This window comes from Sphingobium cupriresistens (genome assembly GCF_004152865.1).
In the GTDB taxonomy this organism is placed as follows: Bacteria; Pseudomonadota; Alphaproteobacteria; order Sphingomonadales; family Sphingomonadaceae; genus Sphingobium; species Sphingobium cupriresistens.
In genome coordinates this window covers 84738-95961 of the sequence record NZ_SEOO01000009.1, presented here as the reverse complement: position 1 = coordinate 95961, position 11224 = coordinate 84738, and the positions used below count along the sequence as shown (strand labels likewise).

Here is an 11224-nt window from a genome sequence, read left to right as displayed (position 1 = left end):
TTCAGGCGAGCGGAACGGCGCGGATCAGGGCGGCGACCACATCATCGGCGCTGCGTCCTTCGGCCTCGGCGGCGAAGGACAGCAACAGGCGATGGCGCATCACCGGGGCGGCCAGCGCGGCGATATCCTCGCGCGTGGCGGCCAGGCGGCCATGCAGCAGCGCGCGCGCCTTGGCGCACAGGATCAACGACTGGCCTGCGCGCGGTCCTGCCCCCCATTTCACATATTTGCGGATATCCTCAGGCGCGCCGTCGCCGGGGCGGCTTGCCCGTACGATCCGCGTCACCCAATGGAGCAGGTCGTTGCTGAAATGCACGTCGCGCACCAGTCGCTGGAGCGCCAGCACCTCCTCGCCCTCCATCACCATCGGCACGACGCCGGCTTTGGCCCCCGTGGTCTGGGCCAGGATCGCGCGTTCTTCCTCCTCTGTCGGGTAATCGACCCGGACATGGAGCAGAAAGCGATCGAGTTGGGCTTCGGGCAGGGGGTAGGTGCCCGCCTGCTCCAGCGGATTCTGCGTCGCCAGCACGAAGAAGGGGGCGGGCAGCTTATGCGTCACGCCGCCATAGCTGACCGTCTTTTCCTGCATCGCCTCCAGCAGCGCCGCCTGCGTCTTGGGCGGGGTGCGGTTGAGTTCGTCGGCCAGCAGCAGGTTGGTGAAGACCGGCCCTTGTTGAAAGCGGAAGCTGCGATGGCCGGTGCCATGATCCTCCTCCAGCAATTCGGTGCCCAATATGTCGCTGGGCATCAGGTCGGGGGTGAACTGGACGCGGCGGAAATCGAGCTTCAACGCCTCGCCCAGCGACCGGACGAGCAGCGTCTTGCCCAGCCCCGGTACGCCTTCCAGCAGGCAATGGCCGCCCGCCAGCAGGCCGATCAGCAATTGCTCCACCACATCGGCCTGACCGACGATCGCCTGCCCGATCGCCGCGCGCAATTGGGTCAATCGCGCAAGACGGGCCTGGATTTCGGCTTCGGTGATTTCGGTCATGTCATGTCCCTTGCTGGGCAATAGGCAGGAAATGGGGAGGGGCGTTCGTCACACCGACAGCGCGTACATCACGATATTGACCGCGAACTTGGTATTGTCCTCGGCCAAAAAGCGCTTGTTGCGCCAGTCATAATCCCACTCGCAACCATAATCCTTGTTGCTGTAGAGAACGCCCAGTCGGCCGTTAACCTCTATCCCCTTGAGATAGTCGTGAACCAGGTCGTCGCCCCAGCCGTTGAGTTCCAGCCCGGTATTGGGTGGGCCGTCATCGAACTTGAAGAAGCTGCGGTAGAGGCCATGGCTCTTGGGCAAGGTCTTCAACGCTTTTGGGCCGAAGATCTTCGCCATCTGCGCTTCGAACGATCGGGCGAACAGGCCGTCTATGTCATGGTTGCAATCATCCACCATGACGAACCCGCCATTGCGCACATAGCGTTCGAAATTGCGTCGTTCGGCCGCCGAAAACTCCACCAGCTTGTGCCCTGCCATGTAGCAGAAGGGCGCCGTCAGCATTTTCGGGTCCGACAGGGCGATGACATGCTCCTTCGGGTCCACCCGCAGGATCGTGTAATCGATCAGCGACGTGACGATGTTTGACGGCGTGCGCTGGTCTACGTCCCAGTCGCCGCTGTCGTAGCGCAGCCGGGTGAACCAGAAATCATAGCCCCCGGCCGCGGTGGCGGCGAGCGGCCGGGCCAGCAAAGCGCTGGCCAGACCACCCGCCAGCAACCGGAGAAAGTCGCTGCGCGTCATGCCGTGCAGGTCAGCCTCACACCGCGTCCGACAGCGAGGTGAAGGTGAAGTCGCGCAGCTTCATCGGCGGGATCACCATGACCATGTCCGATTCGTCGCTCTTCACCCGCACCGGCTTGCCGAACTCCTCGACATTGTTGAGCATGATGACGGGGCTTTCGTTGAAGCGGAAATTCTTCACCGGATATTTGATCTGGCCATTTTCGATGTAGAAAGTGCCGTCGCGGGTCAGGCCGGTTAGCAGCACCGTCTGCGGATCGACCATGCGGATATACCAGGTGCGCGACACCAATATGCCGCGTTCGGTGGTGCGGATCAGGTCGGCGGTCGACTTGGTGCCGCCTTCCATGATGACGTTGCCGAACTGCGCCTGTTCCGGCTTGCCCTGTTTCTGCGACCAGAAACGGCTGTAATTCATGTTCACCAGCTTGCCGTTCTGGATGATCGGCAGCTTCTTGCGCGGCAGGTTGTCGCCATCGTCCCAGGGCAGCACCGCCGCGCCGGGATAGGCGGGGTCGGTGAACATCGTGACCTGCGGGCCATAGACCTGCTCGCCCAGCTTGTTGCCGCCGCCCTTTTTCGACAGGAAGCTGCGGCCTTCATCGGCCGATCGCGCGTCGAAGAAGAACATCATGAAGGCGACCAGCCCGGCCGCCGCCGCCGGCTCCAGGATCACGGTATATTTGCCCGGTTCCAATGCCTTGGCCTCGGCCGACGCGCTCGCCTTGCGCATGGCGACGCGAATATCCTCGCCCGCGTTGAAGGTGGCGACGTCCTGCACATTATGCCCGACCCAGCCGGACCCGCGCCCATCCTCGGTGCGGACGGTGCAGGTATAGTCGGAACTGGTCGACGTCTGGTATCCGTAATTGCCCTTGCTGTTCAGGAAGGCGACGAAGCCCGCCTGATCCTCCAGATAGCCTGCCGCGATCAGCTTCTCGGCGCGGCAGGGGCCGATCGAATCGGTCGCTACCTTGGCGCGATAGGCCGCGTCGATACCCGCCGTCGATGCGCTGAACGTATCGGTCTTCATATAGGTCTGCTTGGGCAGCGCCGGCATGAATTCCGGATTTTCCGGGGCCAGCTTGGCCAGCTCCTCGGCGCGGCGCACCACGCGCTCCAGCGCGGCGTCGTCGAACTGGTTGATCGTCGCGGTGCCGACGCGCTTGCCGAACGCGACCTGCATGGACAGTTCGATATTGTCGGTGATGCCCGCGGTGGACACGTCATTGCGCGCGAAGCGAACATTGCCGCGGATCGCGCCGATCAGTTGGGCGGTGCATTCGTCCGCCTTGGAAAAGCCCACGACCTTGGTCAGGATCGTCTTGGCCTGCGCTTCGGAAAGGATGCTCATATCTTTGTCTCCCTAACCGATCAGCCGAGCGAACGGGCGGTGTTGATGACGTTGATGCCGTTGAAGCGCGCGGTCGACGACCCGTGCGACACGGCCGAAACCTGTGCCGGCTGGCCCTTGCCGTCGAAGAAGGAGCCGCCCAGGCGATAGTCGCTGGCGTCGCACACCCCGGCGCACCCGTTCCAGAATTCGGGCGTGCGGATCTGGTAGGCGACATCCTCGATCTGCTGGGTGATCTTGCCCTGCTTGATCTCGTAGAAAAGCTGGCCGCCGAACTGGGCGTTATAGCGTTGCTGGTCGATCGAAAAGCTGCCGTCGCCGATGATGTAGATGCCGTCCTCGACATTGGAAATCATGTCGGCGACGCTTAGCTTGGCCTTGCCCGGCTCCAGCGACACGTTGGCCATGCGCTGGAACTGGACGTTGGACCAGCTGTCGGCATAGGCGCAGCCGTCCGACGCGGCTTTGCCCTCGATATGGGCCTGGTCGCGGATCGCCTGATAGCCGACCAGCTTGCCGTCGCGGATCAGATCCCACTTCTTGGTCTTCACGCCTTCGTCGTCATAGGAAACGGCGCCCAGGCTGCCCGGCTGGGTCTTGTCGGCGACGATGTTCACCTTGTCGCTGCCATAGTGGAAATTGGCCTTGAGCTTGTCCATCGTGGCGAAGCTGGTGCCGGCATAATTGGCTTCGTAACCGAGCACACGGTCGAGTTCGAGCGGATGGCCGACCGATTCGTGGATCGTCAGCCAGGTATGCGACGGGTCGAGCACCAGATCATATTTGCCGGGCTTGACCGAAGGCGCCTTGATCTTTGCCATCGCCTGCTTGGCGGCGGCGACGGCGTCTTCCTTCATGTCATAGGACTGGCCATAGACGGTGACGCCATTGGGCAGCACGGTCTTGCCGCTGGCCGCGCCGTCCAGATATTCATAGCCCAGCCCCATCGGCGCCGACAGGCCTTCGCGCACGCGGAACTTGCCGCTCGCCTTGTCGACCGCGGTGACTTCCATCGGCGCCCAGATGCGATGCACGTCCTGGTCGATATAGCTGCCGTCGGTGCTGGCGAAATATTTCTGCTCGTTCACCAGGAACAGGATGGAACGGATGAAGCTGGCTCCGGCGTCCAGCGCCGCGGCATTCACGCCCATCAGCAGGTCGACCTTGTCCTTGATCGGCACGGTCATGCTGTTCTTGACGATCGGCGTGCGCCAGCTGACCTCGCCCACGCCCGTCACCGGGGCGAGCTGGACCGGCGCGCTCTGGCCCGGCGCATTGGCCTTGGCGATGGCGACGGCTTGGCCCGCGGCCTTGGCGACGGCTTCCTTGGTCATCTCGTTGGTGGCGGCAAAGCCCCAGGCGCCGTTGGCGATCACGCGGATGCCCACGCCGGTCGATTCGGTGTTCACCACATTTTCGACGTTGCGCTCGCGGGTGATGACGAACTGGCGCAGATAGCGACCGACCCGCACGTCGCAATAGGATGCGCCCGCGCTCTTGGCCGCGTTCATCGCGGCGTCGGCCAGCGCCTTCTTCACCGCCACGTCGATGGCGCTGTTCAGTTCCTCGGCGGCAATCACCTTGCCGAACATCGAGGGGAGGACGAGTCCTCCTACGCCCGCGGCCCCAAAGGCCAGAAAATCGCGTCTGTGCAAGGCTTGTCTCCCGCCTGACTATGCCCGCAGGACGCGGGTCGGATTATATGTGGATCACGGTTTGCGGCCGTATCGGCTTGATAAGGTGGATCATCGCCGTCCGGACCGGCGGGGTCAAACATCTTTTACGGATGCACAAGAAGGCGGACTATGCTTTCGACAGATGTCATCTGTCGAAAAATACTCGTTGCCAAAAGCCGCACAGGCACGACCAATCGGCGGAGAAGGCTATGCCATCCCGCTGATATATCGTCATATCTGACTATGAAAATGTGGTCGGGGAAAGAGGATTCGAACCTCCGGCCCCTGCCTCCCGAAGACAGTGCTCTACCAGGCTGAGCTATTCCCCGACCGATGCCGAAACCGCTTTGTGGGCGGCCCCGTAAGGCAGGAGTGGGCCTATAGAGGGGGCTTTCCGGACTGGCAAGCGGGCAATGACGCTTTTTTTGCAGTCCCCATAGCGGTGGTTATAGAAGCCCGGCCGCGCGGAAGCTGAAGCGGGTTTCGCCCGCATGGATGACATGGTCGGCCAGCATCATCTCCAGCGGACGCAGGCTGCGCGCGATGGTTCGCGTCAGGGCGACATCATGCCAGCAGGGCATGGGCGATGCGTGGATGCCGCGTCTTTGGATCAGCGCGACCCAACTGCCTTCGTCTCTCAGCAGATGATATAGCAAGCCATGCCAGTCCTGCCGCAGCGTCAGCAGGCGTTGCGGTCGCCAGGCGCCATCCAGAATCGCGATCGCCAGTTCGTCCTCCATGCGTGCAGGATGCCGCGATCGCCATCCGGCGGGCAGCGGAACAAGAACCCTTTCGGACGGTGATTGCGTATCTCGGTCCGATTGGCGCGGCCGTCATCCTGGGCTAGAGCGTCAGGCCAGATCCATTCGCAGGAACCCGCCTTGACCGATACGCTCTCTTCGTCCTCGCCCCATTATGAGCAGCAATATCTGGACCTGATGCGACATATCTGGCGGCATGGCGACGAACGGGTCGATCGCACCGGGGTCGGCACCCGCTCGATCCTGGGTGCGACGATGCGATTCTCGCTGGCCAATGATGCGGTGCCGCTGTTGACGACCAAGCGGGTCTATTGGAAGGTCGCGGCGCGCGAGATGTTGTGGTTTCTGACCGGCGACACCAATATCCGCGAACTGGTGCGGCAGGGCGTGCATATCTGGACCGACTGGCCGCTCGACGCCTATCGCAGGGCGACCGGCGAGGATATCGACCGCGACACGTTCGAAATGCGGATCGTCGGCGACGATGATTTCGCCCGGCAGTGGGGCGATCTGGGTCCGGTCTATGGCGCGCAATGGGTGAACTGGCCGCGCTACGAACCGGCGGGCGACGGGCTGTATCGCAAGGCGGACGAGGGACATAACCAGATCGCCGATCTGGTGCAGGCGATCCGCACGACGCCCGGCTCGCGCCGCCTATTGTTCACCGGCTGGAATGTGGCGGAAGTGGCGCAGATGGCGCTGCCGCCCTGTCACATGACCTATCAGTTCCAGGTATCGAACGGAAAGCTGAACGGCCTGCTGTTCCAGCGCAGTTGCGACCTTGGGCTTGGTTTCGCCTTCAACATTTTCGGCCTGTCGATGATCACCCGGATGCTGGCGCAACAGTGCGATCTGGAGCCGGGCGAGGTGGTCTGGCAGGGCGGTGACGTGCATCTTTACCTGAACCATGCGGCGCTGGTGGAGGCGCAGATGAACCGAATTCCGTCCGGCACACCCAAATTACGGATCAATCGGCGGCCTTCGAGTATTTTCGATTATCGAATCGAGGATTTCGACGTCCTCGATTATGCGCCGCAAGCCCATATTTCCGCGCCGGTCGCCGTCTGAAGAGACAGCGAACTGGACAGTTGAAACGGAAAATTTGGGTCAGCAAGGCTTGCCTTTTGCGGCGTTGAAATATAATATCTGCTTTAAGCAATATTATTGCAATGCACCATAGGAGGCAGGATGAGCGATCCAACCGGATCAGGCGGCATGGATGGGCAGGCAGGGCGCAATCTGCCGCCGCTGCGCCTGCATGTGCCAGAGCCGCCCGCGCGGCCCGGCGAAAGCGCCGACTTCACCCATTTCGATATTCCGGCCGCTGATGCCGCGCCGCGTCCCGACGAGGCCGCGCAGCCCGGCGACATGCGCGACATGGCCTATGGCCTGATCCGCGTGCTGAATGAGGAGGACGCGGCGGTTGGCGCCTGGAACCCCAGGCTGCCGCCTGAAACGCTGCTGCGGATGCTCCGTTACATGGCGCTGACCCGCGCGTTCGACGCGCGCATGTTCCGCGCACAGCGGCAGGGCAAAACCAGCTTCTACATGAAATCGACGGGCGAGGAGGCGGTGTCGATCGGCGCCGCGCTGGCCCTGTCGCGCGACGACATGTGTTTCCCCAGCTATCGCCAGCAAGGCATATTGCTCGCGCGCGACTGGCCGCTGGTCGACATGATGAACCAGATTTATTCCAACACAGGCGACCGGCTGAAGGGCCGCCAACTGCCGATCATGTATTCGGCGCGGGAGGCGGGCTTCTTCTCCATCTCCGGCAACCTGACCACCCAATATCCCCAGGCGGTGGGCTGGGCGATGGCGAGCGCGGCGCGCGGCGACACGCGCATCGCCGCGACATGGTGCGGCGAAGGGTCGACGGCGGAGGGCGACTTCCACAGCGCCTGCACCTTCGCCAGCGTCTATCGTGCGCCTGTCATCATGAATGTCGTCAATAATCAGTGGGCTATCAGCAGCTTTTCAGGTTTTGCCGGAGCGGAAGCAACCACCTTCGCCGCGCGTGCCGTGGGCTATGGCATCGCAGGTCTGCGGGTGGATGGCAACGATATCCTCGCCGTCTACGCCGCGACCTGCTGGGCCGCGGACCGGGCGCGGTCCAATGCCGGGCCGACCCTGATCGAACATTTCTCCTATCGCGTCGAAGGGCATAGCACGTCGGACGATCCGACCGCCTATCGCTCTGCCGAGGAAGGCAGCCTCTGGCCGCTGGGCGACCCGATTGCGCGGTTGAAGGCCCATTGCATTACGCTTGGCATATGGGACGAGGGTCGCCACGCCGCGATGGACAAGGAACTGGCCGAACTGGTCCGCGACGCCGCGCGCGAAGCGGAGAAGAACGGTATCCTTGGCCACGGTCTCCATCATCCGATGGAAAGCATGTTCGAGGATGTGTTCGAGGAGATGCCCCGGCACCTTCATGAACAGCAGCAGCAGATGCTGGACGAATGGAAGGCGGCGGGCCTGTGAGCGAAGCGATCGAAACAGAGGTTGTGCGCGAGGGCATGACGCAGGAAGCCACCGTCGACACCATTCACATGAACATGATCCAGGCGATCAACAGCGCCATGGACGTGATGATGGAGCGCGATCCGACCGTGGTCGTGATGGGCGAGGATGTCGGCTTTTTCGGCGGCGTATTCCGTGCGACAGCGGGTCTGCAACAAAAATATGGCAAGAACCGGGTGTTCGACACGCCGATCACCGAATGCGGGATCATCGGCGTGGCGGTGGGCATGGGCGCCTATGGCCTGCGCCCGGTGCCGGAAATCCAGTTCGCCGACTATATCTACCCCGCGCTCGACCAGCTCGTGTCGGAAGCGGCGCGGCTGCGTTACCGGTCGGCGGGCGAGTTCATCGCGCCGATGACGGTGCGGTCGCCCTTTGGCGGCGGCATTTTCGGTGGCCAGACGCACAGCCAGTCGCCGGAAGGCATTTTCACCCATTGTTCGGGGATCAAAACGGTGATTCCGTCCACCCCCTATGACGCCAAGGGTCTGCTGATCGCGGCGATCGAGGATAATGATCCGACGCTTTTCTTCGAACCCAAGCGCATCTACAACGGCCCGTTCGACGGCCATTATGATACGCCGGCAACCAGTTGGGCCGGCCACCCGCACGCGCAGGTGCCGACCGGCTATTACCGCATCCCGCTGGGTAAGGCGCGGATCGCGCGGGCGGGCGGGGCGCTGACTATCTTGTGCTACGGCACGATGGTCCATGTCGTCGAGGATACGGTCAAGACGCTGGGGATCGACGCGGAAATCGTGGATCTGCGCAGCCTGGTGCCGCTCGACATCGACACGATCGAAGCGTCGGTGAAAAAGACCGGCCGCTGCCTGATCGTGCATGAGGCGACCCGGACCAGCGGCTTTGGCGCGGAACTGTCCGCCCAGGTGCAGGAACGCTGCTTCTATCATCTGGAAGCACCGATCGCGCGCGTCACCGGCTTCGACACGCCCTATCCGCACAGCCTGGAATGGGCCTATTTCCCCGGCCCCGTGCGTATCCGCGAAGCCATCAACAAGATCATGAAGGACTAAAGGGTCATGGCTCTTTTCACGTTCAAGCTGCCCGACATCGGTGAGGGCATCGCGCAGGCGGAGATCGTCGGCTGGCATGTCAAGGTTGGCGACCGGGTGGAGGAAGACCAGCCGATCGCGGACATGATGACCGACAAGGCGACCGTCGAGATGGAAAGCCCGGTTTCGGGCACGGTGGCACGCCTGGCGGGCGAGCCGGGCGATCAGGTGTCGATCGGCGCGATGCTGGTGGAGATCGAAATGGAAGGCGAGACTGTCGTCGCGCCGGCGCCTTCGGTGGAGACGATCGACGCGGAAACGCCGGGCGAGGCGGTGATTGAAGCGGTGTCTCCCGCCCCCGTTCACCCTAAGCCTGTCGAGCCGCAGGCGAGCGAAGGGCAACGGCCGTCCTTTTCTTCCGGGCAAGGCGCAAAAGAAGAAGGGAAAGAGTTCGACAGACTCAGACCGAACGGCATTGGGGAGGACAGCCTCGATAGGGCCGGACCTATCCTCGCATCCCCCGCCGTTCGCGCGCGCGCCAGGGAACTAGGCGTCGATCTGGCCCAGGTGAAGCCTTCCGGCGACCATATTCGTCATTCCGACCTCGACGCCTATCTACTCTACGGCCAGGGGCATGGCTATCGTCCCGCAGGGCGATCCGCGAAACGCGCCGACGAACAGGTCAAGGTGATCGGGATGCGCCGCCGCATCGCGGAGAATATGGCCGCGTCCAAGCGCGCCATTCCTCATTTCACCTATGTCGAGGAAATCGACGTCACCGCGCTGGAGGATCTGCGCGAGCAGCTCAACGCCGGGCGCGGGGATCGGCCCAAGCTGACCATGTTGCCGCTGCTGATCGTCGCGCTGTGCAAGGCGCTGCCCGACTTCCCGATGCTCAACGCCCGTTATGACGACGAGGCGGGCGTGGTGACGCGCCATGGATCGGTGCATCTGGGACTGGCGACGCAAACCGATGCGGGCCTGATGGTGCCGGTGATCCGCGATGCGCAGGAGCGCAATGTATGGCAGCTGGCGACCGAAATCCGCCGCCTGGCCGACGCGGCGCGCAGCGGCAAGGCGAAGTCGGAAGAGCTGTCTGGCTCCACCCTGACGCTGACCTCGCTCGGCCCGCTCGGCGGGATCGCCACCACGCCGGTCATCAACCGGCCCGAAGTCGCAATCATCGGTCCTAATCGCGTGATCGAGCGTCCGGTTTTCCGGGGCAAGGAGATCGTCGCGGCGAAGCTGATGAACCTGTCGATCAGTTGCGACCATCGCGTGGTCGATGGCTGGGACGCCGCCAGCTTCGTACAGGCTGTGCGCAAGCTGCTGGAGGCACCCGCCTTCCTGTTTGTGGATTAAACCATTTGCGGGGCAAACCGGCCGGTTTGCCCCGTCCTATTTGGTCATTATGACGATGGCGCCGGCGCCGGGATCGGGATCGAACAGCAGTTTCAGCACCCGCTTGGTCATGGTCCAGCGACGCTTGCTCCACAGCCGCTTGGGATAGGTGCGCGGTTCGTAGAAAAGATAGTGGAGATATTGGGGCAGGGGGACGACCCGGAAATCCTTGAAGCCGACCTCCGCTCCGCGCTGCATGATGAGGCGCGGCGGCATGTCCCGCTCGGTGACGCCATAGACTTGCATTGCCGCGATCGAATCAGGACTGGTGGCGTGGCCGTCGCCCGGTTCATGGGTGATCAGCACCCCGCCGGGTTTGAGCGCGCGCCAGGCCGAACGGATCGCCAGCAATTCATCCTCGGCATGGTGCAGGGAATCGAAGAAGATCGCGGCGTCGAACTGGTTGTCCATGTCCAGCGCCTCGAAATCGCTGCATGTGAAGGACAGGCGCTGTTCCAGGCCATGGCGGGCGCAATTTTCGCGCGCGACCTCGATCATGTCGGGCGCGATATCCTGTCCTATCACATCATAGCCGCGTTTGGCAAAGAAGGTGCTGGTCCAGCCCCCGCCGCATCCCAAGTCCAATATTCGCGCCGGGGGTTGCGGCAACAGCGTCATCATGAAACCGATGGACGCCAGGTTAATGCCGCAGGATGGATCGGAAAAAGGCTTTTCCAATGAATGTTCGCGGCCGCCGTCGCCTAGATTGGCGAGATAGGCCAGTTCACCCGCTTTGGGCATAAGATGCGTCT

Annotated in this window: 10 protein-coding genes and 1 tRNA gene; 4 read left to right on the top strand and 7 right to left on the bottom strand. The window is 62.9% G+C overall.

Going from position 1 to position 11224, the window contains the following annotated elements:
* Position 1: 1 nt before the first annotated feature.
* From EWH12_RS07675 to EWH12_RS07650, 6 genes are all read right to left on the bottom strand, one after another.
* Positions 2-991 (bottom strand): AAA family ATPase, encoded by a 990-nt coding sequence (locus tag EWH12_RS07675; protein WP_129926203.1) that lies wholly within the window; start codon positions 989-991, stop codon positions 2-4.
* A gap of 48 nt (positions 992-1039) precedes the next feature.
* On the bottom strand, positions 1040-1744 hold the full coding sequence (locus tag EWH12_RS07670) for a DUF4159 domain-containing protein (protein ID WP_129926202.1): 705 nt from the start codon (positions 1742-1744) through the stop codon (positions 1040-1042).
* A gap of 16 nt (positions 1745-1760) precedes the next feature.
* Positions 1761-3098 carry a TldD/PmbA family protein gene (locus EWH12_RS07665; RefSeq protein ID WP_129926201.1) on the bottom strand — a complete coding sequence of 446 codons (1338 nt, stop codon included), beginning with the start codon at positions 3096-3098 and terminating at the stop codon, positions 1761-1763.
* A gap of 20 nt (positions 3099-3118) precedes the next feature.
* The gene (locus tag EWH12_RS07660) at positions 3119-4753 is read right to left on the bottom strand and encodes a TldD/PmbA family protein (RefSeq protein ID WP_129926200.1); all 1635 of its coding nucleotides are present in this window, start codon (positions 4751-4753) and stop codon (positions 3119-3121) included.
* Between the two features lie 273 nt (positions 4754-5026).
* A tRNA-Pro gene (locus EWH12_RS07655) sits at positions 5027-5103 on the bottom strand.
* A gap of 117 nt (positions 5104-5220) precedes the next feature.
* On the bottom strand, positions 5221-5514 hold the full coding sequence (locus EWH12_RS07650; protein WP_066602326.1) for a JAB domain-containing protein: 294 nt from the start codon (positions 5512-5514) through the stop codon (positions 5221-5223).
* A 141-nt stretch (positions 5515-5655) separates the two neighbouring features.
* Here EWH12_RS07650 and thyA point away from each other — a divergent pair, with 141 nt between their 5' ends.
* The 4 genes from thyA to EWH12_RS07630 all read left to right on the top strand — a co-directional run bounded on the left by thyA (position 5656) and on the right by EWH12_RS07630 (position 10433).
* Positions 5656-6603 carry a thymidylate synthase gene (gene thyA, locus EWH12_RS07645; RefSeq protein ID WP_129926199.1) on the top strand — a complete coding sequence of 316 codons (948 nt, stop codon included), beginning with the start codon at positions 5656-5658 and terminating at the stop codon, positions 6601-6603.
* Between the two features lie 120 nt (positions 6604-6723).
* Positions 6724-8019 carry a 3-methyl-2-oxobutanoate dehydrogenase (2-methylpropanoyl-transferring) subunit alpha gene (locus EWH12_RS07640; RefSeq protein WP_129926198.1) on the top strand — a complete coding sequence of 432 codons (1296 nt, stop codon included), beginning with the start codon at positions 6724-6726 and terminating at the stop codon, positions 8017-8019.
* A 68-nt stretch (positions 8020-8087) separates the two neighbouring features.
* Positions 8088-9092 carry an alpha-ketoacid dehydrogenase subunit beta gene (locus tag EWH12_RS07635; protein WP_066605310.1) on the top strand — a complete coding sequence of 335 codons (1005 nt, stop codon included), beginning with the start codon at positions 8088-8090 and terminating at the stop codon, positions 9090-9092.
* Between the two features lie 6 nt (positions 9093-9098).
* Positions 9099-10433: a dihydrolipoamide acetyltransferase family protein gene (locus tag EWH12_RS07630; RefSeq protein ID WP_129926197.1), complete on the top strand. Its 1335-nt coding sequence runs from the start codon at positions 9099-9101 to the stop codon at positions 10431-10433.
* A 36-nt stretch (positions 10434-10469) separates the two neighbouring features.
* Here EWH12_RS07630 and EWH12_RS07625 read toward each other — a convergent pair whose 3' ends face one another.
* Positions 10470-11213 (bottom strand): class I SAM-dependent methyltransferase, encoded by a 744-nt coding sequence (locus EWH12_RS07625; protein WP_066602317.1) that lies wholly within the window; start codon positions 11211-11213, stop codon positions 10470-10472.
* Between the last annotated feature and the right edge of the window lie 11 nt (positions 11214-11224).